The organism is Streptomyces sp. NPDC019937, from assembly GCF_040631655.1.
Classification (GTDB): domain Bacteria; phylum Actinomycetota; class Actinomycetes; order Streptomycetales; family Streptomycetaceae; genus Streptomyces.
The window spans coordinates 165777-192761 of record NZ_JBEYAL010000001.1 but is presented as its reverse complement, the minus strand read 5'-3'; the positions used below and the strand labels follow the sequence as shown (position 1 = coordinate 192761).

At 69.1% G+C, this 26985-nt stretch carries 25 protein-coding genes and 4 pseudogenes; 16 read left to right on the top strand and 13 right to left on the bottom strand.

Annotation, left to right across the window (positions count from 1 at the left end; genetic code table 11):
* Both ABZ562_RS00750 and ABZ562_RS00745 read left to right on the top strand, forming a co-directional pair.
* A complete protein-coding gene (locus ABZ562_RS00750; RefSeq protein WP_361471961.1) occupies positions 1-1194 on the top strand; it encodes a right-handed parallel beta-helix repeat-containing protein in 1194 nt (397 codons plus the stop codon).
* 11 nt (positions 1195-1205) lie between these two features.
* A pseudogene (locus ABZ562_RS00745) lies at positions 1206-2309 on the top strand (pectate lyase); the annotation flags it as partial.
* Positions 2310-2361: 52 nt separating this feature from the next.
* On the opposite strand, the gene ABZ562_RS00740 reads toward ABZ562_RS00745, so the two are convergent.
* Together ABZ562_RS00740 and ABZ562_RS00735 are read right to left on the bottom strand one after the other, a co-directional pair.
* Positions 2362-4110 (bottom strand): stealth family protein, encoded by a 1749-nt coding sequence (locus ABZ562_RS00740; protein WP_361471958.1) that lies wholly within the window; start codon positions 4108-4110, stop codon positions 2362-2364.
* 13 nt (positions 4111-4123) lie between these two features.
* A complete protein-coding gene (locus ABZ562_RS00735; protein ID WP_361471955.1) occupies positions 4124-4939 on the bottom strand; it encodes an alpha/beta hydrolase in 816 nt (271 codons plus the stop codon).
* A 484-nt stretch (positions 4940-5423) separates the two neighbouring features.
* Here ABZ562_RS00735 and ABZ562_RS00730 point away from each other — a divergent pair, with 484 nt between their 5' ends.
* The 6 genes and pseudogenes from ABZ562_RS00730 to ABZ562_RS00705 all read left to right on the top strand — a co-directional run bounded on the left by ABZ562_RS00730 (position 5424) and on the right by ABZ562_RS00705 (position 9428).
* Positions 5424-5657, top strand: a complete 234-nt coding sequence (locus ABZ562_RS00730; RefSeq protein WP_361471952.1) for a hypothetical protein — start codon at positions 5424-5426, stop codon at positions 5655-5657.
* Between the two features lie 85 nt (positions 5658-5742).
* Positions 5743-5895, top strand: coding sequence for a hypothetical protein (locus ABZ562_RS00725; RefSeq protein WP_361471950.1), 153 nt, complete (start codon positions 5743-5745; stop codon positions 5893-5895).
* Positions 5892-6248, top strand: a pseudogene (locus tag ABZ562_RS00720) (LamG-like jellyroll fold domain-containing protein); the annotation flags it as partial. The gene ABZ562_RS00725 and the pseudogene ABZ562_RS00720, both read left to right, overlap by 4 nt.
* 251 nt (positions 6249-6499) lie before the next feature.
* A pseudogene (locus tag ABZ562_RS00715) lies at positions 6500-6634 on the top strand (hypothetical protein); the annotation flags it as partial.
* Positions 6635-6667: 33 nt separating this feature from the next.
* Positions 6668-7516, top strand: a complete 849-nt coding sequence (locus ABZ562_RS00710) for an NAD(P)-binding domain-containing protein (protein WP_361472522.1) — start codon at positions 6668-6670, stop codon at positions 7514-7516.
* A 496-nt stretch (positions 7517-8012) separates the two neighbouring features.
* Positions 8013-9428, top strand: a complete 1416-nt coding sequence (locus ABZ562_RS00705; RefSeq protein ID WP_361471948.1) for an amidase — start codon at positions 8013-8015, stop codon at positions 9426-9428.
* A gap of 42 nt (positions 9429-9470) precedes the next feature.
* On the opposite strand, the gene ABZ562_RS00700 is transcribed toward ABZ562_RS00705, so the two are convergent.
* Genes ABZ562_RS00700 through ABZ562_RS00690 form a run of 3 tightly spaced genes read right to left on the bottom strand, consistent with a single transcriptional unit; the run spans position 9471 to position 11568 of the window.
* Positions 9471-10298, bottom strand: coding sequence for a MerR family transcriptional regulator (locus ABZ562_RS00700; protein ID WP_361471945.1), 828 nt, complete (start codon positions 10296-10298; stop codon positions 9471-9473).
* Between the two features lie 39 nt (positions 10299-10337).
* Positions 10338-10727, bottom strand: a complete 390-nt coding sequence (locus tag ABZ562_RS00695; RefSeq protein ID WP_361471943.1) for a hypothetical protein — start codon at positions 10725-10727, stop codon at positions 10338-10340.
* 34 nt (positions 10728-10761) lie between these two features.
* Positions 10762-11568, bottom strand: a complete 807-nt coding sequence (locus tag ABZ562_RS00690) for a helix-turn-helix transcriptional regulator (protein ID WP_361471941.1) — start codon at positions 11566-11568, stop codon at positions 10762-10764.
* Between the two features lie 123 nt (positions 11569-11691).
* Between ABZ562_RS00690 and ABZ562_RS00685 the strand changes: the two genes are divergently transcribed.
* Together ABZ562_RS00685 and ABZ562_RS00680 are read left to right on the top strand one after the other, a co-directional pair.
* Positions 11692-12546, top strand: a complete 855-nt coding sequence (locus ABZ562_RS00685; protein ID WP_361471938.1) for an oxidoreductase — start codon at positions 11692-11694, stop codon at positions 12544-12546.
* On the top strand, positions 12543-13202 hold the full coding sequence (locus ABZ562_RS00680) for an SDR family NAD(P)-dependent oxidoreductase (RefSeq protein WP_361471935.1): 660 nt from the start codon (positions 12543-12545) through the stop codon (positions 13200-13202). Before ABZ562_RS00685 ends, ABZ562_RS00680 begins: the two co-directional genes overlap by 4 nt.
* 163 nt (positions 13203-13365) lie before the next feature.
* Here ABZ562_RS00680 and ABZ562_RS00675 read toward each other — a convergent pair whose 3' ends face one another.
* Complete coding sequence (locus tag ABZ562_RS00675; protein ID WP_361471932.1) at positions 13366-13968, bottom strand: TetR/AcrR family transcriptional regulator; 603 nt, start codon at positions 13966-13968, stop codon at positions 13366-13368.
* An 81-nt stretch (positions 13969-14049) separates the two neighbouring features.
* On the opposite strand from ABZ562_RS00675, the gene ABZ562_RS00670 reads away from it, so the two are divergent.
* A complete protein-coding gene (locus ABZ562_RS00670; protein ID WP_361471930.1) occupies positions 14050-14418 on the top strand; it encodes a DUF1330 domain-containing protein in 369 nt (122 codons plus the stop codon).
* A gap of 66 nt (positions 14419-14484) precedes the next feature.
* Here ABZ562_RS00670 and ABZ562_RS00665 read toward each other — a convergent pair.
* Positions 14485-14658: pseudogene (locus ABZ562_RS00665) on the bottom strand (helix-turn-helix domain-containing protein); the annotation flags it as partial.
* 204 nt (positions 14659-14862) lie between these two features.
* Between ABZ562_RS00665 and ABZ562_RS00660 the strand changes: the two are divergent.
* Entirely contained in the window at positions 14863-15552 is a 690-nt protein-coding gene (locus ABZ562_RS00660) for a GntR family transcriptional regulator (protein WP_361471927.1), read from the top strand.
* 243 nt (positions 15553-15795) lie between these two features.
* On the opposite strand, the gene ABZ562_RS00655 is transcribed toward ABZ562_RS00660, so the two are convergent.
* The 5 genes from ABZ562_RS00655 to ABZ562_RS00635 all read right to left on the bottom strand — a co-directional run bounded on the left by ABZ562_RS00655 (position 15796) and on the right by ABZ562_RS00635 (position 20936).
* Positions 15796-16563: an SDR family NAD(P)-dependent oxidoreductase gene (locus ABZ562_RS00655; protein WP_361471924.1), complete on the bottom strand. Its 768-nt coding sequence runs from the start codon at positions 16561-16563 to the stop codon at positions 15796-15798.
* A gap of 64 nt (positions 16564-16627) precedes the next feature.
* The gene (locus ABZ562_RS00650; protein WP_361471921.1) at positions 16628-17653 is read right to left on the bottom strand and encodes a transketolase C-terminal domain-containing protein; all 1026 of its coding nucleotides are present in this window, start codon (positions 17651-17653) and stop codon (positions 16628-16630) included.
* Entirely contained in the window at positions 17650-18564 is a 915-nt protein-coding gene (locus ABZ562_RS00645) for a transketolase (RefSeq protein WP_361471919.1), read from the bottom strand. Before ABZ562_RS00645 ends, ABZ562_RS00650 begins: the two co-directional genes overlap by 4 nt.
* A 44-nt stretch (positions 18565-18608) precedes the next feature.
* Positions 18609-19961: an MFS transporter gene (locus tag ABZ562_RS00640; protein WP_361471916.1), complete on the bottom strand. Its 1353-nt coding sequence runs from the start codon at positions 19959-19961 to the stop codon at positions 18609-18611.
* Between the two features lie 243 nt (positions 19962-20204).
* A complete protein-coding gene (locus ABZ562_RS00635) occupies positions 20205-20936 on the bottom strand; it encodes a TetR/AcrR family transcriptional regulator (protein ID WP_361471913.1) in 732 nt (243 codons plus the stop codon).
* A gap of 81 nt (positions 20937-21017) precedes the next feature.
* Here ABZ562_RS00635 and ABZ562_RS00630 point away from each other — a divergent pair, with 81 nt between their 5' ends.
* The gene (locus ABZ562_RS00630) at positions 21018-22190 is read left to right on the top strand and encodes an FAD-dependent monooxygenase (protein ID WP_361471911.1); all 1173 of its coding nucleotides are present in this window, start codon (positions 21018-21020) and stop codon (positions 22188-22190) included.
* A 26-nt stretch (positions 22191-22216) separates the two neighbouring features.
* A complete protein-coding gene (locus ABZ562_RS00625; RefSeq protein WP_361471909.1) occupies positions 22217-22360 on the top strand; it encodes a hypothetical protein in 144 nt (47 codons plus the stop codon).
* Between the two features lie 145 nt (positions 22361-22505).
* On the opposite strand, the gene ABZ562_RS00620 is transcribed toward ABZ562_RS00625, so the two are convergent.
* Positions 22506-24710, bottom strand: coding sequence for an MMPL family transporter (locus tag ABZ562_RS00620; RefSeq protein ID WP_361471908.1), 2205 nt, complete (start codon positions 24708-24710; stop codon positions 22506-22508).
* A 247-nt stretch (positions 24711-24957) separates the two neighbouring features.
* Between ABZ562_RS00620 and ABZ562_RS00615 the strand changes: the two genes are divergently transcribed.
* Together ABZ562_RS00615 and ABZ562_RS00610 are read left to right on the top strand one after the other, a co-directional pair.
* Positions 24958-26154 carry a histidine kinase gene (locus ABZ562_RS00615; RefSeq protein WP_361471905.1) on the top strand — a complete coding sequence of 399 codons (1197 nt, stop codon included), beginning with the start codon at positions 24958-24960 and terminating at the stop codon, positions 26152-26154.
* A 24-nt stretch (positions 26155-26178) separates the two neighbouring features.
* Entirely contained in the window at positions 26179-26859 is a 681-nt protein-coding gene (locus tag ABZ562_RS00610) for a response regulator transcription factor (RefSeq protein WP_361471902.1), read from the top strand.
* Positions 26860-26985 lie beyond the last annotated feature (126 nt).

Here is a 26985-nt window from a genome sequence, read left to right as displayed (position 1 = left end):
ATGCACTCGAGAGCCGCAACAGCATCGGTCGGCCTGCTGGCAGGCGCGCTCATCACGCTGTCCGGCACCACGCCCGCGACCGCGACCGCGAGCGCCGCACGGGCGGCGAGCGCCGTCCTCTACGTCGCGCCGGACGGCAAGGACGGCGCGTCCGGAACGCAGTCCGCCCCGACCACGCTCACCTCGGCGATCAGCCGCATCTCGTCCGGCGGGACGATCTACCTGCGCGGCGGGACGTACGCGTACTCCTCCACCGTCACGATCCCCGTCGGCAACAACGGAACCTCCGGCGCCCGCACCACCCTGTCCGCCTACCCGGGCGAGAAGCCGGTGCTGGACTTCTCGGCGCAGAGCGAGAGTTCGTCCAACCGGGGCCTCCAGCTGAACGCCGACTACTGGCGCCTGTACGGCCTCACCGTCCAGCACGCCGGGGACAACGGCATCTACGTCGGCGGCAGCAACAACGTCGTCGAGCGCACGGTGACGGCGTACAACCGCGACACCGGGCTGCAACTCGGCCGGATCGCCAGCAGCACCCCCGCGTCCCAGTGGCCGTCCAACAACCTCATCGTGAGCTCGGAGTCACACGACAACAAGGACTCCGGCGGTGAGAACGCCGACGGCTTCGCCGCGAAGCTCACCACCGGCACCGGGAACGTCTTCCGCTACGACGTGGCCCACAACAACATCGACGACGGCTGGGACCTCTACACCAAGACCGACACCGGCGCCATCGGACCGGTGACCATCGAGTACTCCCTCGCCTACGGCAACGGCACCCTCAGCGACGGCACCCAGAACAACAACGGTGACCGCAACGGTTACAAGCTCGGTGGCTCGGACATCAAGGTCAATCACACGGTCCGGCACAACGTCGCCTACAAGAACGGCCACCACGGTTTCACCTACAACAGCAACACCGGCACGATGGCCGTCTCCGACAACGTCGGCATCGACAACGTCCAGCGCAACTTCTCCTTCGACAAGGGAAGTTCGGTGTTCCGCAACAACGCCTCGTGCCGCAGCGGCAGCGGCTCGAACGACAAGGTCGCCGGTGACGCCGACAGCTCGAACCAGTTCTGGCTCGGCTCGAACGGATCGCGCTGCTCCTCCTACGCCGGTGCCCTGGGCTGGTCCTTCGCCGGGGACGGCCACCTCGTGGTGACCTTCGGCGGCAAGGTGGTGACACCGTGAGCGGGCGCGAGATGAAGAGGCCACGCGCAGTGCGACTCCGTGCGACGCTCGCCACGATGGCCCTCGCAGCCGCGGCCGGTGCGCTTCTGCCGGTGCCCGGGGCATCGGCGGCGGCCGGCGGCGCCACCGGCTACGCCACCCAGAACGGCGGAACAACCGGCGGAGCGGGCGGGCAGACGGTCCGGGCCACCACGGGAACGGCGATCCACACGGCCCTGTGCAACCGCGCCAGCAGCAGCACGCCGATCACCATCGAAGTCCAGGGGACCATCAACCACGCCAACACCAAGAAGGTCTCCGGCACCAGCTGCGACACCGCCGACGGAGTGATCGAGCTCAAGAAGGTCAGCAACGTCACGATCATCGGAGTCGGCACCGGCGCCGTCTTCGACCAGGTGGGCATCCACCTCCGCGAGGCCGGCAACATCATCGTCCAGAACGTGACCGTCCGGAACGTCAAGAAGTCGGGCTCCCCCACGTCCAACGGCGGTGACGCCATCGGCATGGAGCGCAACGTCCACAACGTCTGGGTCGACCACACCACCCTGGAAGCCTCCGGCGGGGAGGCGCAGGGGTACGACGGCCTCTTCGACATCAAGGACAACACCCAGTACGTGACCCTCTCCTACAGCATCCTGCGCAACTCCGGCCGCGGCGGTCTCGTCGGCAACAGCGAGAGCGACCGCTCGAACGGCTTCATCACGTACCACCACAACCGGTACGAGAACATCGACTCCCGCGTGCCCCTGCTGCGCGGCGGAATCGCCCACATGTACAACAACCACTACCTGAGCCTCAACGAATCCGGCATCAACTCCCGCGCCGGAGCCCGCGCCAAGGTGGACAACAACTACTTCGAGGACTCCAAGGACGTCCTGGGCACCTTCTACACCGACGTGGCCGGTTACTGGCAGGTCGGCGGCAACGTCTTCGACAACGTGACCTGGTCCCGGCCCGGCAGCGAGAACCACCCGGCCGGCCCCGACCCGCAGTCCAACACCACGGTCAGCATCCCCTACTCCTACAGCCTCGACACGGCAGGCTGCGTGCCGGACATCGTGAGCCGGACAGCCGGCGCCGACAAGGGCCTGCGGGTGTCGGACGGCAGCTGCTCGTCCTGGACACCGGGCCGGCGATAAAGGCCCATTGCTGGACAGGGCCCTCTCGTCAGCGCTCGTAGCGGCTGGGGAAGGGGAAGTAGTTCTCCAGGAACGTGTGGAGTTCGGCGGTGACGCGCTCCTGTTCGGTCTCCGGTGTGTTGACATCGTTCAGGCAGAAGAAGTCGTGGCTGCGTGAGGTGAGTCCGGCGAGAGCGTCGGTGATGTTCGGCCGGGCCACGTCGATGTAGCGCAGCTTGTACTTGGCGGGCACGGCCCGGCCGGTGAGGTAGGCGTAGTGGTGGTGCAGGGATGTGGCCATCGCGATGTCGGTGACCGAGCGGAAGCGTGAGCGGCTGGTGCGGGCGATGTCCTCGGCGAAGCGTTCCTCCAGCTCCCGCATGACCGTGCGCCGCTGGGGGTGTGGGGTGTGCATGAACTTGTTGACGGTGAACCGGGCATGGGTGTTCCGCAGCAGTGCGCGGACGTTCTTGCCCGCGGAGTTCGGCGCGGGGTCGTCGGGGTGTGGTGCTCCCAGGCCGAGCTGGAAGGGTGAGAAGGGGAGCTTGGCGATGCCGTTGCCGTGGAAGAAGTGCCCGGCGGTCACAGGGCGGCCGAGGAAGACATCGTCGTTGAGGTAGAGGTAGTGCTCCGACAGACCGGATATGTGGTGCAGCTGCGTCTCGATGGCGTGGGAGTTGAAGACCGGCAGCACGGCGGGGTCGGAGAAGATGTCTTTGTGATCCACGACCTGGATGCCGGGAGCGTCGGTGTTCAGCCAGGCGGGGGTCTGGCCGTCGGTGACGATGTGGATGTTCCGTATGAACGGGGCGTACATCTCCAGGGAGCGCAGGGAATACTTCAGCTCGTCGTGGCTGGTGTAGCGGGAGACACCGGTCTCGCGGGGATGGATGCCCGACGCCCCGGCGCTTTCGCCTCGGTGTGCCTCACGTCTGGCTCCGAGTTCGGGGTCCGCGCCGTTGACCCAGGTGTAGACGACGTCGATGGGGAAGTCGACGGTGTCGATACGGGGCTGGAAGAGATCCGCGTAGGTGGGGTAGGCGCGGCCACCGATGGTGCGGGAAGCCGGGATGCGCGCCTCCGCCGGCAGGGCGTCGGTGACGGCGTTGGGGCGAGGCGCGACCAGGGCGCCGGCGGCGAGCACGGCTGCGGGTGTCTGGCTCCGCAGAGCGGCGATACGTTCGGCGCCCCGCTCGCCGTCGTCGGGCAACTTCTCTCCGTCGCGCCAGAATTCGACGTCGCACCCGTAGGAGAGGTCCGCGAGTATCTGCCCCGCGGGGCCGACCAGGATCTCACCGAATCGTATGGTGTCCTGGCGTTTGAGCGAGGTGGGCAGCGCGCCGTCCGCGTACAGGACGGCGGCGGCCGGCATCGGGTCGCTGCCCGGTTCCATGGCGTACAGCGCGGTGGAGCCGTAGAGCTCGCGCAGCGTCTCCAGCAGACGCTTGCGGTCGGTGAGGCGCATGCCGATGACGTGGCGGGTGGGGGAGCGGCCGGGGACCAGGAAGTACGGGATGGCGGAGTGTTCGAGAGCATCGCCGATCAGGGCGAGGTTGCGGGCCGATGCCTCGTCGGCACGGAAGTGCTTCACGCGCCGGCCGTAGTACGTCCGCCCCTCAACGATCACCGCCCGCAACTCGGCGTCGGACTCGACAAGGGCCCGGCGACGCGCCTCGATGCGCTCCCGGCGGCTTCGTCGCTCCGCTTCGGCTTCGGCCACTCTGCGTTGCTCCGCGCGTTCTTCACGTAATCGCGCGGGCAGCATGCGTTCCCGCAGCGCCTGGATGCGTGACGGCATGTGCGGTCCTCTTTCAGTTGTGAGCCGCGATCCAGGTGAGGATCTTTTGCGGCATGCCGTCGATGTCGAGGAGGGCGCCCCCATGAGCACTGCTGTTCGCCACGTTCTCCACAGTGACGCCATCCGTCGGCATGTCGTGGGCGGCCTCCTCAGCCTCTTCGAGGTCGAGGGAGTGCTGGACGGGGATGAAGTCTCCCTCGGAGTGGATCAGGTACATGGGGGCGTCGTTGGCACCGGACGCGCGGTTCCTGACGACCATGTCCTTCCAGGTGTCCCAGCAGCTCGCGTGCAGGGACATATCGGTGTCCGCGGAGTCGGGGAAGCAGCGGGCCAGAATCGTCGCGTTGTCACGAACCTTGCGTTCCTTGGCCATGCTGTCGTCGTGGTTGCCGTCGTTCCAAGCACGGTAGGGCGACGCGACGGGGGAAAGCGCCACGACTCCGTTGACCCGTTCGGCGCCCGAGCCGTAGGTGGCGAGCGCGGTGGCGATCTGTCCGCCCGCGGAAGAACCGAGGACCACGACGCGGTCGGGATCGAGGTCGAATTTCGACGCATTCGACTTGATCCAGTCAAGGGCTGAAATGGCATCGTCGCGCTGGGCGGGCCATGCCGCGTCGAAATTCAGCCGATAGTCGACTGAAAACACGGCGTATCCCTTATCCGCGAAGAACCGGGACCAGGTCGCCCATCCGGAGTCCTCGTACCAGTAGCCGCCGTGCAGGATGACGACGCCGGGTTGCGGGGTGCGTGAGGCGTTCCAGTAGGCGTCGATTTTCTGCCGAGCGTGCGCCCCGTAGGAGTAGCTTGACTCACTGCGCCCGACAGCCACGCTCTCCTGGCTGCCCCACGTCAGAAGGCTCGCGATCAGGACAGCGCAGACCGCAAGGCATGCCCAAAGGCGATTCACAGGTTTCCGTCCTCGTTTCCTGCCATGCGCAGGCCTGTGGCGCCGAAGCGACCCAACTCGTCCCGTTTCGAGACACGTCCCCGGGTCGTCGGCGCAACGAAAAGACGAACAGCCTGCGAGTACGAAGGAAAGAAACTATGGAGGATTTGCTGAGGCTTCGTCAACTACTCACAGCACGCTGGTCCGACTTGACCGATATCAGGCGAGAAGAAGGAGATGCAGGCTTTAATCTGCTTTGACGATGTTTCCCCTGGCTAAAGTGAGCATGGTGTTGACATATGCGCCACTACTCACAGTAGGTTTGCCGCCGTTTGGCCCTGCCGCGCCTCGGACGCCGCAGCCTCGCGCTGCACCCGGCCGGCCGGGCTCTCCAGAGAACGCGACGGGTGGCTTGGGTGGGGGCTACGTGCGCCATGGCATGAGGACGGTCGGGCTGACGGCGGTTGCCGCCGCGGTGATCGCAGCAGTGGGAGGGTTGGGTTCGCCGGTGCAGTCAGTGGCGGTGGCCACCGACTGCACCGGCGGAACCAGTGCGGATTTCAACGGGGACGGCACGGCCGACACGGTCATCGCCGACCCCCTGGCCACGGTGAACGGTGCGGAACGAGCCGGCCTGGTCCGTGTACCGACCTGGTGGTGAGCGCCCCGTACGAGGACGTGCCGGGCGGGCCCCGGCAGCGGGCTGGACCCTTGGCGACGCCAAGGGATCGGCGTCCGCGGCCGGCATGAGCGGGGCGCCGGAGGCGGTTCCAGGCTCCGGCGTGGCCTTCGGTGCCGAGGGCCCGCTCGGCCCCGCGGACACCGCGGCCAGCCTCGACGGTTCGGACAACGCCTACCTCGACGCCGGAAAGCCCGCGGTGGACACGAGCCGGAGGTGAGCGCCTGGGTGAACCTGCCCGAGCGCCCCACCGACGACGTCACCGTCGTCAGCCAGGACGGCACCGCCGAACCCGGATTCGACCTGGGATACGACGTGGACACCCGGTCCTGGACCTTCCGCACACCCGTCAGCGACCTGGAAACGATGGACACGTGGAAGGTGTCCGGCGCAACCAGCGTTCCGGGCAGCTGGACCCACCTCATCGGGGTGTACAACGGCGAGCTCGGCACCCTCAGCCTGTTCGTCAACGGTGACCTGATCGAGAAGGACGTCGAGAAGCGCCGCACCACCTGCAACGCCACGGGCGGTCTCCAGATCGGCCGCAAGCTCTCACTGGATGGCTACACCGGCCATTTCAAGGGCAGAGTCGCCGATGTCAAGGTCCACGACCGCGTAGTACCGGAGGCCGAGGGAGCGGAACTCGGCGGTGTCTCCGCCAGCCAACTCGCCTACTGGCAGGTTGACAGCGCCACCGACGGCCTTGCGCCGGAGACGGCGGGTGGCACTGGTCTGACGCTCGGCGGCGGCGCGGCGGTCTTCCAGCCGGATGACTCCTGCGATCCGGAGACAGATCCGGACTGCGTTCCTCCCGCCGAACCGCTGTGGGGCGACGGACACCTGGCCCTCAACGGCACCGACGCTTACGCCACCCGCGCGCCCGGTCTCCTGGCCGAGGAGGACAGCTTCACGCTCTCCGCCCGACCGCCCAGGTCGACGTCAACGGCAAACGCACCGACCTCTCCTACGACGGCCTGGGCCGCCTGACCTCGGTGTGGCTCCCGGACCGCCTCAAGGCCTCCGGCTTCTCCCCCTCGATCAAGTACACCTACGGCATCCGCACCACCGCCCCCAACTACATCCGCACCGAAAAGATCGAGAACGGCGGCACCACGTACGGCACCGAGTACACGCTGTACGACGGCCTGCTCCGCCCGCGCCAGGTGCAGACGGAAGGTGCCAAGGACGGTCGTCTCATCGCGGACACGTACTACGACGGCTCCGGCCGTGTCGTGAAGACCAACGACACCTACTACACCACCGGCGCCCCCACCTCGGCACTCTTCGAGCCGAAGGGGACCGACATCGACGGGCAGACGGTCACCGGCACCGGCATGCTCGGCCGCGCGGTGGCCCGCCGCGCGACCGAACCCGGTCTGTACGTCGTCCTGTGCAACTCCCACGGTCCCGGGACGCTGGCCGATCTGGTCGCAGAACTCGGCGACCGGGCCCGCGCGGCCACCCCGGCCGAAGCGGCGAGCGCCGGTGATCTGGGCCTCGCCGCCGTGCCGCTGGCATCGCATGAGCGTCTGCCGCGAGCGGAGCTTTCCGGCAAGACCGTGATCGACCCGATGAACTACGCGCTGTATCCCGGCTTCTCGATTCCGGAACTCGACAGCAACGAGCTGACCTCCAGTGAACTGGTGCAGCGTCACCTCGCGGACAGCCGAATGGTGAAGGCCCTGCACAACTACGGCCCAAGCAGGTGCTGGAGATGTTCCGCCCCGCCGGAGCCGACGACCGCACCGCACTGCCGCTGCACCGGCATCCCCGTCCCCGCCACCCGCATCACGGAACTCGCCGCGGACGCAGTACGCGGCCCCGCAGGATTCCGGATGTAGTCGACAGACGATCGACGGCGACCTCGGCCTCGGCCTCGTGAAGGCAGTAGCCCCGCCGTCATGCCCTGACCACAAAGAGATCACCCCAGCAGGAACCGTGTCCGACTGATCAAGCTGCCCAGCGGTCAACGGATGGCTTCTGTGAGGAAGGGGCTGTCGCTCCTTGGAGTCTGGCTTCGACAGAGCGGCAGCTCTCGGCGCCGCTTACCCAACTGTCGGAGGAGCTCTGTCACCAGCTGGATGTGCTGTGCGGACGCCATGCCCGTCTGGGCTCGGAATCTCGCGTATCGACTGTCCCATCCGCAGCGCCCGGACGACCCCGAACCTCTGCGCGAGGCGACGGACCTGTTCTCTTTCGGACCCGCCAGGGATGGTTTCGCGGAGGACCTGAAAGCCCGAGTCGCCCGCCGGGAGAGCTGACTCCCCGACCGGTGCCAAAACGGCCGCGACCGGCCATCCTGCGGGTACCTTGATCTTGGCGGCTGGTGGAAGGGGCATGGAGATGTCCGAAAGCGACATCTGTTATCTGGACGCGACCGCGTTGGCGGAGCTGATTGCCACCCGGCAGGTATCGGCGGTGGAGGTGGTGCGGGCCTTCCTGGATCGCCTGGAGGCGGTCAATCCACAGGTCAACGCCGTGGTGACGGTGCTCGGCGAGCAGGGGCTCGCCGCGGCACGCGCCGCGGACGAGGCTATGGCGGCCGACGACGCGGTAGGTCCGTTGCACGGTGTGCCGTTCACCGTCAAGGACTCGCTGGACGTGGCGGAAGCGGTGACCACGCGCGGCTCGGCACTGTTCCGGGACCATGTCCCGGTGGCGGACGCCACCGCGGTGGCCCGGCTACGGGCGGCCGGTGGCATTCCTCTGGCCAAGACGAACCTGCCCGAGTTCTCCTACTGGACCGAGACCGACAACCTGATCGTCGGCAGGTCCCGCAATCCGTGGAACGGCGAGCGGACTCCGGGGGGCTCCAGTGGCGGTGAGTCGGCCGCCATCGCCGCCGGGATGTCGCCGCTGGGACTGGGCAGCGACGTGGCCATCTCCGTGCGCGGCCCGGCCCACGACACCGGCATTCTCGCCCTCAAGGCGACCAGGGGCCGGGTACCGATCACGGGGCACTGGCCCCAGGTTCCCAGCCGTTACTGGCACGTCGGGCCGATGGCGCGCAGTGTGCGGGACATCGCCACCGCGTTTCGGATTCTCGCCGGGCCCGACGGTGTCGACGGTCACGTATGGCACTCGCCGCCACACGCGGAGGGGCCGCGGGCCCTGGCCGGGTTGCGGGTGGGCTGGGCGGGCGAGCCCGCGTTCGGCCCGGTGGACCACGAGGTGATGGCCACCGTCACGGCCGCCGCCGACGCGTTGCGGGAGCTGGGCTGTGCGGTCGACCCCGCCCCGCCGGCCGGGCTGGAGGCGATCGACGCGACCGAGGTGAGCGCGGTGCTGTACACCGCCGAGGTGGCGCCGTACTTCCGGCAGGTGGTTGCCGACCGCGCGTCCGAAGTACACCCCGTCATCCGGCGGACGATCAGCGCCCCGGAGGTGACACCCGCCGACTACATCACCGCACAGCAGCAGGTCGACGCGCTCAGCTCGCTGTTCGCCGCATACTTCGAGCGCTACGACGTGCTGCTGTGCCCGGTGTGCCCCGTCCCCGCCCCACCGCATGCCCAGTCGACGTTCCGCGTCGGGGACGTGACCGTTCCGGCGCGCGGCATCATGCGCGCGACCGTTCCGTTCAATCTCACCGGCCTGCCCGCCCTGTCGTTGCCGTTCGGGACCACCACCGACGGTCTGCCGATCGGTGTTCAGCTCGTCTCGCGCTGGTACGACGAGGCGACCGTTCTGCGCTTGGGCGCGGCTTTGGAGACGATCAGCCCCATCCGTCACCGCCGTCCTGACCTCGGCTGACGCGGGGGCTGTAAGACGAGGCGGGCCGAGGTCGGTCGGCGATCAGCCGTCGCCGCCCGAGATGGCCACGGCGGTTTCGACGCCGTCGTCGTGCAGTAGTTGGCGGATGCGCGAGAGGTCGGCGTAGGCGGCGTCGAGGGGGTGTGTGAGCAGCCGCGAGAGCGCGGTGCCGTACTTGGCCATCGAGCTCTTGCCCGGGATGAAGATCGACAGTTCGTCCCGGGCCTCAAAGGTCTGCATCTCGATGCCGTCGGGCAGGGCAGCGGCCTCTTCCTCGTCCGCCGTGACGGGGATCTTCACCAGCCAGTGCGGCCCCTCAGCGGTGAGGTTCTGCTTCTTCTGTTCCAGGGTCTCGATCGCCGGAGCTCGCCAAGGGGTTCCCGATACGACGGCTCCGCACGACCCCACGCTCTTGACCACCTCCTGGACGGTGGCGATGAAGGCGGCGTCGGCCTGGGCCCATTCGTACTGGTCGTGCGCAGCCGAGGGGCCGGCCACCCGCTTCGACGCCACGGTCATCTCGGGTACGTGGCGCAGGCGCACCTCCGGCCACGCCGTGAAGAGTTCCCGTGCGTCACGTATCGCCTCGTCCTGGACCTGCCGCTGATGGCGGACCTCCTCGGTGTGCCCCTGCAAGAGGGCAGCTGCCGTGTCCGGCTCGTGGAGAGCACGCCGGACGTGCTTGACACTCATCCCCGTGCCGCGCAGCACGGTGATGAGCATCGCCTGTTCGACTTGGTCGAAGGTGTACGAGCGGTAGCCGGTCTGCTGGTTGACGTCGGCTGGGACGAGCAGTCCCTCGGAGTGGTAGAACCGCAGCGTCTGCGGCGACAGGTGGCACATTTCGCTGAAATCGCTGATGGACAACATGACACCAGGTTCGCCCCTCCAGTAACTACAAGGTCAAGATCACGGCAAGGGTTCAGTGCGGTGATCGGCCACCGCGCGGGAAAAGCTGCGCGCCCCGCAGCCGACTGCCGAGGCCAGCCAGGCGCCGAGAGGTGTTCCGGCGGAGAGCGCGACCGGGGTTCCGGTCATGGCGACGGCGAAGGCACGCCCGGCGTACTCGGGGGCCACGATGCACCGGGCGTATCCGGCGAGCATGCCCCACAGCAGTCCGGAGAAGGCGGCCCCGCCTTCTGAGACTCCGAGTCCGGCAGCGAGCTGCGGGAGCAGCCCCGCCGGCAGCGTCTCGGTCGTGATCACAGTGAATCCGGTGCACGCCATCGCCACCAGCGCCGGCAGGGGGAACGGCGGGTGTGCTCGCTCGCGCACCGGAGTCGGGCGCGTTGTGGTCATCGGGGCGCACTCCCGTCGTTGCCGGCCGGTCTTCTCACGCGAGGTCGCGTAGTGCTTCGCCGTCCGCGCTGCCAGGTTGGGGGAAGTACACATACAGCACGTGGCCTTCGGGGCCGGCGAGCGCGAAGGTTTCGAAGCTGAGGCGGAGGATGCCGACGCCGTCGACACGTATCCGCTTTTCGCCCATCACGCGCTCGTACACGTCGTGGGAGTCCCACAGCGCACGAAAGGTTTCACTGCGCTCGCGCATGCTCGCCACGAAATCGTCGAGCTCCGTGCGGCGCGTGGCCGCGGTGGCGCGCAGGCCCGCGACGGTTTGCAGGGTGATCTCGTCCCAGTCGGGATAGACCGATCGCGCACGCGGGTCGAGGAAGGTGAACTCGACCAGGTTGTGCCCGGGGCTCCAGGCCGGATTGACCCGGGCGGCCGGCGCGGTACCGGCCAGCACGTCGCGACGGGGACCGACGACGAACGCGGGCAGGTCGCCCCACCGCTCCAGCAGGTGCAGCACCCCCGGCCGCACAGTGTGGGCAGGAATGCCGTCGTTGTCGGCCGGGGCCGGCGACGGCATCGCGAGGGACCACAAGTAGGCCCGCTCGGTGTCGTCCAGACGCAGCACGCGAGCCAGGGCCTCCAGGATCTCGCGGGAGGGACGCCGGTCGCGTCCCTGCTCGATCCTGGCGTAGTAGGAGGGGCTGAGTCCGGCGAGCAGCGCCAACTCCTCGCGCCTGAGCCCCTTCACCCGCCGCCGCGTGTTGTCGACGACACCGGCGGAGGCAGCGTCGATCTTCTCCCGGCGACTGCGCAGGAAGGAACCGAGCTGGTTGTCGTCACGTGGCATCCAGCGCCACTTTACCGCTGCTCACAGCCCCGACCGCGACCGCGCCCCACACGAAGGTGGCCCTGCGGGAGCCCCCCTCAAAGGGGCGTGGCACCTTCGCCGGCTTGCTGTTGCCATGGAGGCATGTCGAACGAAATGAATGAATCGCCGGTCTGGCTGATCACCGGATGCTCCAGCGGACTGGGCCGCGCCCTGGCCGAGCACGCCCTTGAGCGGGGTGACCGGGTAGCCGTCACCGCCCGCAACCGCGCAACCGTGACCGGCCTCGCCGCCGAATACGGCGACCGTGCGCTGGCTCTGGAGCTGGATGTCACCGACCCCGCATCGGTGACCGCGGCGGTCCAAGCGTGCGAGGCGGCCTTCGGGCGCATCGACGTCCTGGTCAACAACGCCGGATACGGCTACTTGGCCGCCATCGAAGAGGGCGAGGAGAGCGCGGTCCGTGCCCTGTATGACACCAACGTGCACGGCGTGGTGACGGTCCTCAAGGCGGTGCTGCCCGGCATGCGTGCCCGCCGCTCGGGGCGCATCGTCAATATCTCATCCTTCGGTGGTCTGGCCGCCTTCGCCGCGACCGGCTACTACCACGCCACGAAGTTCGCGCTGGAGGGCCTGTCGGAGTCGCTGGCCGCGGAACTCGCGCCGCTGGGCATCGCGGTGACGATCGTCGAGCCGGGTGGCTTGCGCACTCAGTGGGCGGGGGCGTCGATGCGGCAGTCTCCGACTCGCTTGGAGGACTACGAGCGGACCGCGGGCAAGCGCCGTGACGCCACGCTGGCCGTGTCCGGCCGCCAGCCGGGTGACCCGGCTCGGGCCGCCGCGGCGATCGCGGCCATCGTGGATGCCGACGCACCGCCGCTTCGGCTGCTGCTCGGTTCCGACGCGCTCGCCGGAGCACGCGCCCGCTTGGATCGGATGCGAGGCGAGATCGACGCCAACGAGGCACTGACCAAGAGCGCGGACCTGGAGGACGTGTGAGCAGCCGGAGTGCGTTCGTCGTGGTCGGCGCCGGTCCCGGGCTGGGCGCGGCGGCGGCCCGCCGGTTCGGGCGTGAAGGGCATCCTGTCGGGCTGATCGCTCGCAGCGCCGAACGCCTGGATTCGATGGCGGCTGACCTGGCCTCGGAGGGCCTGACGACAGCAACCGAAACCGCGGACGCCACCGACGCGCAGGCGCTCGCGGCGGCACTCGGCGCACTACGCGCGCGGCTCGGGCCGATCGAGGCGGTGCTGTTCAGCCCGCGGCCGAGTCTCGGGTGGATCAAGCCAGTACTCGACACCGGACCGTCGGACGTCGAGAGCGCACTGGCGCTCAGCGTCGTCGCCGCCGCCGCGGCCGTTCGCGCGGTCGTGCCGGACATGCGCCGCCGGGGACACGGAACCCTGCTGTTCACCACCGGCGGCGCCGCCGTCGAACCACACCGGGACCGCGCGGTCTCGGGAATCGCCTACGCGGCCGAGTCGGCCTACGTGCGCATGCTCCACGACGCGCTTGCCGTCGAGGGCGTACACGCCGCGCAGCTCACGGTCGTTGGCCCCATCGGGCGCGGCGCCCGGCATGAACCGGACGCGGTGGCCCGGGAAATGTGGCGGCTGCACACCGCACGCGACCAGCCACTGGTCGTCCTGCGCTGACGCCGTCCCCTGGCCGTGATCGGATGGCCCGGACACGCCACGCGGCCGGCGGTCGCCACTTCGCGCAAATCCTCTCGTCGCCCGCGCGCTGGGCGAGCCACTTCCCCGGGACTGCCGCCATACCTCCTGTCAGACGGCGGTGTCAGGGCGGCGCCGAACCGGCTCACGGGGCGCGCAGGGCTCGGCGCCACTGGTCGGTGACGCTGTGGCGCAGCGCGTCGACGTCGACGGCTTCGGGGGTCAGCAGGCGTTGCAGGCCGATGCCGCGCAGCTGTCCGAGGACGGCGACGGCCACTTCGGCGGGATCGGCATCCGGGTGGACGTCGCCGTCGGCGATACCGGCGGCGACGTCGTCACGCAGGTCGGCGCGGAAGGCTTCGTCGCGGTCACGGAAGACGGGAGCCAGGTCCGACGCCGTGGCGGCTTCCGCCCACAGCAACAGGAACGCCCGGTTCATCACGCCGACTTCACCGAGGGCGCCGATGTAGCCGTCGATGAGCCGGAGGAGACGGTCGAGGCCCGGTGGCAGGCCGGTGAGTCCGGGCACGAAACCGGTCTGGGTGGTTCGGGCCAGCCTCTCCAGCAGCGCCCCTTTGGCGCCGAAATGGTGGGTGACGATCCCGCGGCTGTATCCCGCGCGTTCGCCGACCCGCGCCAGAGTGAGCGAGCGCACCCCCTGCTCGACGACCAGTTCCGCGGCGGCGTTGAGCAGGGCCGCTTCGGCGTGTTCGCGGCGTTCTTGCTGGGTTCGGCGAGTGTTGGCCATGCGGCGCAGCCTAGCAAACAAACTTGCGTGTCAGTTAACAAGTATGTGAGGGTGGCGGCTCCGACGACCCAGGAGGTTGGGATGATCGAGATCGATGACCGCGCCATGGACACGATGCTTGCCGAGGATCCGGGCGGCCCGGTGGTGATGCTGAACCTGCTTCGCTTCCGCCCGGACGGCGGCCGCGAGAGCTACCAGCGCTACGCGGAAGCGCTCCGCGGCGGGATCAGCGCTCGGTACGGCGCGCAGGTGGAGTACATGGGCGAGGGCGGACGCGCCTTGGTCGCGGAGGACGGACAGGCGTGGGACATGGTCGCGTTGGTGCGCTATCCGGACCGGAGGGCGTTCGTGAGCATGATCCGGGACCCCGCATACCAGGCGGTCGCTCATCTGCGCAGCGATGCGCTGGTGGAGTCGGTGCTCCAGCCAACCGCGCCGATGGGGGCATGAGCGAGCGCGCGAGCCTGAGGCACTCTCGGCATGTTTTCTTCTTGGCGGTAACCGTCCCGAGGGTGTGAACAGTCCCTCCTTCGAGCCGAAGGCCCCGTAAAGACTCGCAGACGACAGCCCTGTTCCCTCGTATCCCTGCCGCCAGAAAAGCAGCATGACTGCTTCGAGCACGAGTTCCTCGTCGAAGGCGCGGGGGCGGCCTGCGGGGGGACACGGCGAAACCTCCTTCGGATTACGGATTGGTTGGTCCAGTTCGATGCGAAAAAGGCCGCCCCCGCCTTCCGGCGGAAACGGCCTCCGACCTACGGAAACGCTGGTCGGGACGACAGGATGTGAACCTGCGCCCCCTTGCCTCCCCAGCTGGTCCCACTCATGCCGAGTGTCAACAGACGACAGCATTCCGGGCTACTATGATCACTCAAGGAGTTGAAGGAGGGTTAAGCCGTGTCTGGTCAGGCGCTTTCCAGTCTCACCCGCTCGACAACCCTTCGGGAGCGCGCGCTCGTGGCGCTGCGGACGGCCATCACCACCGGCCAGTACCAGCCCGGCGACCACCTCGGAGAAGTGGAGATCGCCGAGCACCTGTCGGTGAGCCGCGGCACGGTGCGCGAAGCCCTGCGCCACCTCCAGCAGGAAGGCCTCGTCACGGCGGGAGCACGTGGCATGCTGCGCGTGTCCCGGCTGACTCCGACCGAGGTCCGGGAACTCTTCCAGGTCCGGGAAGCGCTGGAGGGACTCGCGGTGGCACAGATCATCGCGTCGCCGCGCAAGCAGGACGCGGCCGAGGCCCTGCGGAAGGCTTTGGGGAAGCTCCAGGAGGCTTTCGCGTCAGGCGCGGATCTGGCCTCGAAGGTCGAGGCCGATCTCGGCTTCCACCTCCTGTTGTGCGAGCTGTCCGGTAACTCGGTACTTCTCAAGACCTGGCGGCAGCTCGAGGGGCCGATGCGCGTGGTGATCATGAGCGCCGCCAGTGAACGCCGCGACGTGGCCATGTCCGCGACAGCCCACGAGCCCATCGCCGACGCGATCGCCCGCGGAGACGCCGCGGCGGCCCAGGAGATCCTCCACACGCACATGGCCTCGGCGATCGAGCAGCTGGGCATCGAACGCGAAAGCACTCGCGAGACCGCCTGACCACCACGCGCTGAGGTGCCGTGTTTCACGCCGAGGCGCACTCGGCCAGGTCAGGGACGCGAGGGAGGCGGTTCCCGGCAGCCCGCTGCGGGCATCGGCCGGTGCGGAACCAACATCCTTCGCGGCTGCGCACATGGACGCGCCACCGGGTCGGACGCGGCGCGCGATCTCGTCGGCGGTGACCCGCTGCGGATCCTGTTGCGCAGCGGGTCCCAGTGGTGAGCGAACGACCTCGAAGTGTCCTCAGTGCAGGTGGGATCCGCCGTTGACGTCGTAGGTGACGCCGGTGAGGTAGCCGGATTCGGGCCGGGACAGGAAGGCGATGACATCGGCCACGTCGTCGACGCTGCCGATACGGCGCACGGGGATGTCCGCGATCATGGCTGCCTTGCGGTCCTCGCCCAGCTTGCCCTGGGTGATGTCGGTGTCGATCAGGCCGGGGGCGACCGAGTTGACGGTGACCCCGGCGGGCCCGAGTTCGCGGGCAAGCGCCTTGGCGAAACCGAGCAGGGCGGCCTTGGCGGCCGAGTAGGCCACTCCCCCGAAGACGCCGCCGCCGCGCTCGGCCGACACGGAGGAGAGGAAGACGATGCGGCCGAACCCGCGCTCGGCCATACCCGCGGCCACCCGGTGGGTGACCAGGTAGCTGCCGCGGACGTTCACCTCGAAGATCTTGTCCCACTCGGTGGGCGTGACATCGAGGAAACGGGTCGGCGAGGTGATGCCCGCGTTGTTCACGAGGGCGCCGATCGGCGGGAGTCCCGCCTCGGTCCGCGTGATCGCCGCATCGACCGCGTCGGCGTCGGTGACGTCCGCCGCAAGGCCCGACGCCTGTACGCCATGCCGGGCGGCGACCTCCCGGGCAGTGTCCTCGGCGGCCTCCTTGTCCAGGTCGAGGACGGCGATGTGGTAGCCGGCGGCGGCCAGCGCGTGCGCGGTGGCGCGTCCGATGCCGCGACGGGAGCCCGCCCCGGTGACGACGGCGGTGCGGGGGGTGTGATCGCTGGCCATGCGGTGCTCCTGAGGGGTGGAATCGGGAGTGGAGAAGGGAATGAGCGCGTATGCCCCGCGCGGGTCAGAGTTCGCGGCGGACGCGTTCCTTGATCGCCGCGACGGAGAGGCCGTAGCGATCGTGGAGGGTGGGCAGCGCGCCCGCGGCGAGGAACTCGTCGGGCAGCCCGATGGGGACGATGCGGGCCGTCTGCTGGGCGAAGGCCAGGCTGGAAGCCACGGACTCGGCGAGACCTCCGACGAGGCTGTGGTTTTCGAGGGTCACCACGAGGCGCCCCGTGCCGGCCTCGCGCAGCACCGTCTCGCGGTCGAACGGCTTGATCGTCGGCACGTGCAGGACGGCGACGTCGACATGGTCGGCTTCGAGTTCCGCCGCCGCGCTCAGGGCCCGTACCGTCATCAGGCCGGTGGAGATGAACAGCACATCACGGCCACCACGCAGCCGCGCCGCCTTGCCGAGTTCGAACCGGTAGTCGTACTCGTCCAGGACGGTGGGCACCGCCCCACGCAGCAGTCGCGTGTAGGTGGGGCCGGAGTGCGCGGCCAGTGCCGGGACGGCCTGTTCGATGTCGACGGAGTCCGCGGGGTCCACGATCGTCAGGCCGGGCATGCCGCGCAGGATGGCCAGGTCCTCGGTCGCCTGGTGGCTGGGCCCGTAGCCGGTGGTCAGTCCGGGGAGCGCGCCGACGACGTTGACGTTGAGCCACGGCTCGGCGATGTCCAGGCACAGGAAGTCGTAGGCGCGGCGGGTGGCGAAGACGGAGTAGGTGGAGGCGAACGGGGTCAGGCCCACCTCGGCCAGCCCCGCCGCCGCGCCCAGCATCACCTGTTCCGCCATGCCCATCTGGAAGAAGCGGTCGGGGTGGGCCTCGCGGAAGATATGCATGTCGGTGTACTTCGCCAGGTCCGCCGAGAGACCGACCACGTCGGGGCGTTCCTCGGCGAGCCGTGCCAGGGCGTGCCCGAAGGGGGCCTTCGTGGTGCGCTGTCCCTCTTCCGCGATCGAGGCGATCATCGCGGAAGTGGTGAGCCTCCGCTTGGGGGCCTCGGTCGGCGTGGGTGCGGCCTGAGTCGGCGCGGGGGTGTTCATCGAGCGAGTCCCTCTCCGTGGGTGGTTGCGCGGCCGGAGTCAGCCCGGCTTCGGTGATGCTCCGTCAACTCGTCGCGGGCGGCTTGCCATTCGTGCTCCTCCACGCGCATGAAGTGCGCCTTCTCCCGGGTCTCCAGCATCGGCACACCGCACCCGATCCTGGTGTCGCAGATGAGCACAGCGGGTGATCCGCGGTGTTCGCGCAAGCTGTCGAAGGCCGCGAGGAGCGCGTCGATGTCGTTGCCGTCCACGCGGATCGCATGCCAGCCGAACGCCTCCCACTTGGCCCTGACCGGCTCGGTGCGCAACACGCCCTTGGTCGGACCGTCCGCCTGAAGGGCGTTGACGTCCACGATGGCGGTGAGGTTGTCCAGCCCGTGATGGGCACAGGCCAGCGCCGCCTCCCAGGTGGAGCCCTCGTCGAGTTCGCCGTCGGAGAGCAGGTTGTACACGCGGGCGTCGCTGCCCTGGTGGCGCAGGCCGAGGGCCATGCCGGTGGCCACGCCCAGACCGTGCCCCAAGGAGCCACCGGAGATCTCCATGCCGGGGGTGTACGAGGCCATGCCCGACATGGGCAGACGCGAGTCGTCACCGCCGTAGGTGGCGAGTTCGCCGACGTCCAGCACGTCTGCCTCGGCGAGTGCCGCGTACAGCGCGATCGCGTAGTGCCCGATCGACAGCAGGAACCTGTCGCGCTGCGGCCATTCCGGGTCGTGGGGACGGTGGTTGAGAACGTCCTGGTAGACAACGGCCAGGACATCGGCCACACCCAGGGCCTGTCCGATGTAGCCCTGCCCCTGAGTCTCCCCCATGTCCAGCGCGTGCATACGGATGCGGTAGGCGGATTCCTTCACGGCACGCACCCGCTCGGCGGGTGACACCCCCGCCGCGGGAGTGGCCTGAGTGGTCATCGCAGTCATCCTCATCTCTTCTCTCGGTGGACGCCCTTGAGGGCTCAGTGGGCAGCCTTGAGCGCGGGTTCGGCGGACGCCGTCACGAACCGGTCGGTCTCCCGGCGCTCCGACTCGCCCCATGTCTCGCGCGTCATCAGCGTCGCCACGAAGCCCAGCAGGCCGTAGCAGGTGAACAGCACCGCGGGACCGATCCACCCGGTGCCGGAGTACAGCGCGGTGGCGATCATGGGCGTGAAACCGGAGACCACCGCGGACAGTTGATAGGCCAGGGACGTTCCGGCGGTGCGGGTCTTGGTGGCGAACAGCTCGCAGAACCAGGCCCCCTGGACACCGGCCAGGCAGTTCTGGCAGACGGTGTAACTGATCAGGAAGGCCGCCATGACCAGTGCCGTGGCCCCGGTGTTGACGAACAGGAAGAGCGGAATGCCCCAGACGGCGCTCACCGCGCAGCCGAACAGGTAGACCGGGCGGCGACCGACCCGGTCCGACAGACGGCCCCAGAGCATGGTGGCCGCGATCCCGAGGGCCGCGGCCGACACCAGCGCGGTGAGGGTGGTGGTACTCGAGACGTCGGGGGCGTCGCCGTCGTCCAGGTAGGACAGGACGAAGGTGACCGATACGGCGTATCCCGCGGTCTCCGTGGTCCGCAGGCAAAAGGCCCGCAGAAGGTTGCGCCAGTCCTCGCGGATCACTGTGAGCAGCGGGTTCTTGACGAGTTCGCCGGACTCCTTGGCCTCCTCGAACTGGGGCGATTCGTCGATCTTGAGCCGGATGAAGATGCCCACGGCGATCAGGACGGCGCTGAGCAGGAACGGCACGCGCCAGGCCCAGTTGTCGTCCAGTGTGTGCCGGCTCAACAGGAACGCGAGGTTGGCGAGCAGTAGTCCCACCGGGAAGCCGGCTTGTGTGATGCCCGTGTACAGGCCGCGCCGTCGCCACGGAGCATGCTCGAAGGTCATCAGGATGGCGCCGCCCCATTCGGCGCCGAAGGCGAGGCCCTGGATCACGCGGACGGCCACCAGCAGGACCGGAGCCCAGACGCCGACCATCTGGTAGGTGGGCAAACAGCCGATCAGCACGGTCGCGATGCCCATCAGCAGCAGGGATCCGACCAGCACGGGCTTGCGGCCGACGCGGTCCCCGAGGTGACCGGCGACGATACCGCCCAGGGGCCGGGCGGCGAAGCCGATCCCCAGCGTCGCGAAGGACAGCAGGGTCGCCGACAGCGGGTCGGAGTCGGGGAAGAACACGTCGCCGAAATAGAGCGCCGCGGCCGTTCCGAAGCCGATGAAGTCGTATGTCTCGATGGTCGCGCCGACCCCGCATCCGACGGCGACCCTCAGCCGCTCGGGCGACCCGTGCGCCGCCTGTTGGGGCGCCCTGGACTCAGCCATGCCGATCCTCCTCGATCGTAAGCGGGTCATGTGTCCCGGACGATACCGACTGTTGCCTGTTGTCTGTTGACAGTCGACACCGAAAGAGATGCTGCGGCGGCAATGAGGTGCTGTCAACCCATCCGGCGAAGACTCTCGCCATCTAATCGGCTGGCGCGCGACCCCCACCGACACACGCCGGGCCGGGCACGCGGAGAGCGCAGGGGCGCCCGGCCCGGCGGTCCGGACGCACCACGTACCACCTCAGCGGAGCGCCGAGCGCGAGCGGGTCTCGGCGAGCTCGCTCCGGGCGGCTGCCAGGGTGACGAGAACGTCCTGAGCGGCGGCGCGGAGGGCGGTCCCGTCCGGCCTGGCAGAGATCTCGAGGGCTGCTTCGATCGTGTGGCCGAGCAGGTTCGCCCGGTGGGCCGGGGGGAAGTCCTCGCCCGGGGGGACGGCGATACCCCCCATGATGAACCCGGTCAGCACCGCGTCGATCGTGTAGATCTGCTCCGCCGCAGAGGCTGTCACGGTCATCAGCCCGTGCGCGCGCCATACGTCGACGAGGCGGGCGAGCAGGGCGTGGAAGCCCAGTTCCTGGATGACGGGAACGCCGTTCGCGGTGGTGGCGAGCGCGCCGAGGACTTCGCTGTCACCGGCATGGATGGCCCGGGCCACGGGGTCACGGGCCTGCTCCAGGAACACCTCGCGGACCAGCCTGCTGGGCAGGGCGGCGGACGGGTCCCGCTCGATTCCGGCGGCGACGGTGCCGAGCACCTTGTCGAGTTCGCGCCGCAGCAGCTCGGTGAACAGCGACTGTTTCGTCTTCCAGTGCAGGTAGACGGTGCCCTTGCCGATACGGGCGCGGCGGGCGATCTCATCGACGGTGACCCGCTTGTAGCCCCACGCCAACAGCAGTTCGCGCGCGGCGGCCAGGATGCGCTCGGTGCGTTCGTCGTCGTTCTGCGGGGAAGCGGCCAGGCGATCCGGGGTCATGAGCACAGCATCCACCCCGCGCATCGTGTGACCAAATTTCGAAACTGGTCATTCAGTATCGGCCAGGGGTAGGGTCGGGGCATGACCTCTCCGTCGCTCCCCCCACCCGGCGCCCGCCGTGCCCTCATCGTCGGGTCCGGCATCTCCGGTCTCGCCGCGGCCCTGAGCCTGCACCGGGCCGGCTGGCAGCCCCTGATCGTCGAGCGGGCGCCCGAACGCCGCACCGGTGGCTACTTCGTGCGCTTCAACGGTCCCGGCTACGCCGCGGCCGAACGCCTGGGCATCCTGGACTCGCTCCCGGACCGCCGCGACCCCCGGGGCCGCATGTTCGAAGTCGACTCCCGCGGTCGCCTCGCACCCGGCCTGACCTTCCCCGCACAGGTCAACGGCACCCCGCTGCGGATGCTGCTGCGCAGCGATCTGGAGCGCGTCCTGTACGAGGCTGTCCACGACCTGGTCGAGATCCGCTACGGCACCGGCCCCGCCGCCGTCACGCAGAACCGCGACCAGGTGACCGTGAGCCTCACCGACGGATCAGTGGAAGGCGCGGACCTGCTCATCGGAGCCGACGGCGTCCACTCCACCGTCCGCTCGCTGGTCTTCGGCCCCGAGGACCTCTACCGCAAGGACTTCGACCACGTGGTGGCCGCCTGCGTCATGGACGGGCCGCTGCCGGGCATGCGCGAGGGTGACGGCGCGGTGGCCACCGCCCCCGGCCGCTCCGCCTGGATCAACAGCTACCGCGACCACCCCCCGGTGGCCTTCCTTCTCTACCGCACCGACTGGCCCGCCGCCGAGATCCGCAAGAAGCCCTCCCACGCCCTGCGTCAGGCGTTCGCCGGCTTCGGCGGGGACATCGTGCCCGCCATGCTGGAGGCGATGGACCGCTCCGAGTCCGTCCTGTTCGACCAGGTCAGCCAGATTCACCTGGGCCGCTGGAGCCAGGGCCGGGTGGCCCTGCTCGGCGACTCCGCCTGGTGCATGACCCTCCACTCCGGCCAGGGCTCCGGCATGGGCATCGCCGGCGCCGAACTCCTGGCCCGCCTGCTCACCGAACACGACGATCTGCCCACCGCCCTGGGCACCTGGGAACAGCAACTGCGCCCGCTCGTCACCCGCTACCAAAGGGAAGCCCTGCGCATGCGGCACTTCTTCATGCCCGCGAACCGCTTCGGGCGCATCGCCCGCAGCACCCTGATCCGCGCCGCCTCCACCCCGGTCGGCGCCAAGCTCGGCAAAGCCCTGATGAGCTGACACCTCAACGAGAACGAGGACATGCGATGACCCGGACGACCGAGACGGTGGTCGATCGCTACATCACACTCGTTGACCGTGCGGTGCACGAGCCGGAAGCGCTCGGGACGGTGTTCGCACCGGAGGCCACCGTGCAGTTCGGCACACCCACAGCGGCACCGAGCGCGTAACCGTCGACGGTGATGCCGAGTAGCTCCGCCAGCTCGTCGGCCCCACGCCGTACGTCTCCCGGATCCGTACGCCGTCGGGGCCGACATCAACGTGAACCGGGGTGGGCCGAGCGGCGCTGCGAGCACGAGGAAGTGTTCGGCACGGTCAGCGACCCATCGAACCGGGCGCGGGTTCCGGGCGCGCACCGGCCGCTGGGGACTTGGTCAACCGCTCACCTTCTATGTCGACGTTGGGCAGGACGCGGTCGATCCGGACGGGCAGGGACCACGCCCGGCGGCCGAGGAGAGCCAGGACCGCCGGCACGATGGTCATGCGGACGATGAAGGCGTCGAGGGCGACAGCGATCGCGAGACCGAGTCCGAGGGCCGCGATGACGGAGTCGGTGGAGCTCATGAAGCCCGCGAACACACAGATCATGATGAGGGCCGCGGCCGTGACGACCTTGGCGCTGTGCTCGAAGCCCGTGACGACGGCCTGACGCGGATCGGCGCCGTGGACAAATGCTTCGCGGATACGGGTGACCAGGAAGACCTGGTAGTCCATGGCCAGGCCGAAGACGATGCCGACGGTGAGGATGGGCATCAGGCTCATGATCGGCCCGGCCTGTTCGACGCCGAACAGGTCCTTCAGCCACCCCCACTGGAAGACGGCTACCACGGCTCCGAGCGAGGCCAGGACGGACAGAAGGAAGCCCAGTGCCGCCTTCAACGGCACGAGCAGGGAGCGGAAGACGAGGATCAGGACCAGGAAGGCCAGTCCGACGACGACGAGGAGGTAGGGCATCAGGGCGGCGCTGAACTTGTCGGAGACGTCGATGTTCAGCGCGGTGCTGCCGGTGACCATGCTCCGTGCGCCGATGGAGCTCTCCGTCGTGGTCGCCAGGGAGCGGATGTCGGTGACGAGGTTCTTGGTCGCGTCGTCGGACGGCGCGCTGTCGGGGATGACGGTGATGAGGGCCGTGTCACCGGAGGTGTTGAACACGGCAGGGCTCGCCACGGCCACGTCGTCCAGATCACGGATCTTCGAGCCCATGATGGCGGCGGCTTCGTGGGCGGTGGCCATGGCTTCGTCGGTGACGACCACGGTCAGGGGGCCGTTGAAGCCCTCTCCGAAGGACCGCGCGAGCATGTCGTATGCCTTGCGCTGGGTGGTGGACGGCGGCTTGGAGCCGTCGTCGGGCAGTCCGAGCTCCAGCCCGGTGACCGGCAGCGCCACCACGATCAGTGCTGCCACGGCGGGGACGAGAACCCGCACCGGTCGGCGCACCACCGCCGCGGCCCACCGTCGGCCGAACTGCGCCTTGGCCTCACGGCGCTCGCCGCCCTCCGCGCGGTCGCGGGAACGTCCGCGGACGCGTTCGGGGCCGAAGGCGAGCATGGCCGGGACCAGCGTGATGGCGACGAGGACGACGACGGCGACGGCCCCGGCGGCGGTGACGCCCATGGCGGTCAGCACCGGGAGGTTGACCACGGCCAGGCCGACGAGAGCGATCATGACGGTGAGGCCGGCGAAGACGACGGCCGACCCCGCGGTGGCGTTCGCCCGGCCCGCTGCCTCGCGGGCATCGTGGCCCGCGGCACGTTCGGAGCGGTAGCGGGAGACGATGAACAGCGCGTAGTCGATCCCGACCGCGATGCCCAGCATCGAGGCGAGCGACGTGCTGCTGTTCAGATCGAAGACCGAGCCCAGCGCCGTGATCGCGGCGAGGCTGATGCCCACTCCGATCAGGGCCGTCAGCAGCGGAAGACCCGCGGCGATCAATGAGCCGAGGGTGATGAGGAGGATGACCGCCGCCAGAGCGAAGCCGATGGCCTCTGCCGGGGTGCCTTCCTCCTCTGTGGCGACCGCGTTGCCGGAGGCTTCGACCGTCAGCCCGGTCTTCCTGCCCTCGTTCAGAGCGTCGTCGAACCGCTCGTGGTCACGATCGGTGAGCTCCGCGGCCGCGGTCCGGTAAGTGACCGTGGTGTAGGCGGTCGCGCCGTCCTTGCTGACGGTTCCGCCCCTGAAGGGGTTACTGACGGCACCGACCCGGGAAGAGGAGGCCGCCAGGTTCTTCAGGGTCGTGGCCACCGAGGCCCGGTTGCCCGTACTGGTGATCTCTTCCCCGCGCGGGGCCCGCAGCACCACGCGGGCGGTGGCGCCGCCCGCGTCGGCCGCGGGGAATTTCTTGCTCAGCAGGTCGTTGGCGCGCTGCGCCTCAGTGCCGGGCAGGGTGATGGAGGACGTCGAACTGCTGGTGGTCTGCGCGGCGGTGGCGCCCACAACGGCAAGGACGATGACCCAGAAGAGAAGCACCAGCCAGCGCCGCTCGAAAGCGGTCCGGCCGATCCAGTGCAAGAAGGTGGCCATGAGGATGCGGAAACTTTCTGCTCTTGCGACTCGGGACGTGAGGTTGGGACGGGGAAGCGCGGTACACGCCGCCTCCTGGGGCGGCGCGCCGGTCGGAGGCCGAACCTCGGGAAGGCCCGCCGCCCGCGGTCACCATCGTCGGCCCGGGGCGCGGGGCGTCACGTCAGCCGTACGTACCGGGTGGGCGCGCGGCTGTCGGTCGTTCGGCCGACGACCGCGCGCCCACCGCGCTCCTACGCTGAGGAGCGTGGATCGAATTCTTCCGCGCACTCCGGACGTCAGACGGATGATCACCGTCAGCGGTCTGTTCGTGTTCGCTTTCACCTGGCTCGCGGACATCACCATGGTCATGAGCGATTCCATGACGTGCGGAACCGCCTGGCTGCCCGTTGTGGCTACCGGCCCCCTGATCGCCCTGGCTTCCGTCGAGACCCCCTGGTCGCCGCCGCTGGGGGCGTGCGTCGCCGCCGTGGTGTCACTGTCCTTGGCCCTGACCGCTTGGAGCCTGATCGCGCCGAGCACCATGGCGTGGTGGGGAGCACTGGAGACATTGGGGCTGCTGCACATGGCCCTGCGCACCACGGCCCAATCCGGCCGAACGGCCGCCGCGGTGGTGGAAACCGTCCTGATCAGCGCGACCGTACTTCTGCTGCCCCTGCGGGCCGGGTCGTGGCAGGCGTTCACCGGCGGCGGCTATGTGCTGACCGTCGGGCTCGCCATCTTCATCACCCTCGGCTGTACCATCCGAGCCCTGGAAGCACGCAGAGAGCGCACGGCACGGGAGGTCCGCTACGAGGAGCGCCTCGCCCTGGCCCGCGATCTGCACGATCTCATCGCCCATCACATGACCGGCATCATCGTGCAGGCCAACGCCGCTTTGTCCATCCAGGCCGCCGCTCCGGACAAGATCGAACCCATCCTGCGCGACATCGCCCAGGCCGGTGCCGAGACCCTGGAATCCACGCGCCGTCTGGTCCGCGTCCTGCGCGAGGAGAACAACACGCCCTTGCGGCCCGGCGACTTGCTCGCCGATCTGGGTGAACTCGTGTCCGCCCACTGCGCCGCCGCGTCGCCCGGCTCCGGGCCCATCGAAGCCGATACGGCACGTCTCGAAGCCACAGCGGCAGCGCGGGTGGCCCGACTGCGCCCCGAAGTGGAGACCTCCGCCCACCGACTGGTCCAAGAGGCCCTGGCCAACGTGCGCCGCCACGCACCGGACGCGCACACCACCGTCCGCCTCGACGCCGACACGGAGTATCTTCACGTGACCGTCACCAACACTCCGCCGCACCGCAGGGCGCTCACCCCGGCCGGGGGCCGGGGCGGCTTCGGCCTGCTCGGGCTCCAAGAGCGCATCGAGGCCCTCGACGGCACCCTGCGCGCCGGGCCGCTGCCCGGCGGCGACTGGGAAGTCTCGGCCTCCCTTCCGCTCGCACAGTCATGACCCCGGCCCCGAGAGGAACGGTCAGTGCCCGAACCCCGGATTGACGTCGTCATCGCCGACGACCAGGAACTGGTGCGGAGGGGATTCAGCCTGATTCTTGGTGTGCAGCCAGGGATCACGGTGGTCGGTGAGGCGGCGGACGGTGTGGAGTGCGTCGAACTCGCGCGTCGGCTGCGTCCCCGGGTCGTGCTGGCCGACATTCGTATGCCGCGGCTGGATGGGCTTGAGGTTGTACGACAGCTGGCCGGTCCCGGCGTGGCCGATCCGATGAACATCGTCGTGATCACCACATTCGACCAGGACGACTATGTGCGAACCGCACTACGCAACGGTGCATGCGGTTTTCTGCTCAAGGACGCCTCTCCCGCCCTTCTGGTGGAAGCGGTCCAGGCGGCAGCGCGGGGAGACGCCCTCGTCTCCCCCGCGGTCACCGTGCGGCTCCTGCGGAGGCTGGAAGCGACGGAACGCGGGATGGCACCGGCCCCCGCGGCGTCCGATGACGCCGGCCTCAGCGAACGGGAGCGGGACATCGTCCGACTGGTGGCCGTAGGGCGCACGAACCAGGAGATCGGCGATGAGTTGTTCCTGTCGTTGTCGACGGTGAAAACGTACCTGGGACGCGTCCAGGCCAAGCTCAACGCCCGCAACCGGGTCGAGGTAGCGGCCTGGGCCTGGGAACATGGAGCAGTCCGCGGGAGCCAATGAGACGGCCGGCGGTCAGGGCGCGGTGGGCTCGAGAGGCAACGGCCTGCCCCGGTCGAGAGGCCTGTTGACGCGCTGGCCGCGCCCGACTGGCGCTGCTATAACCGACACACTGATTGAATCGTTTTA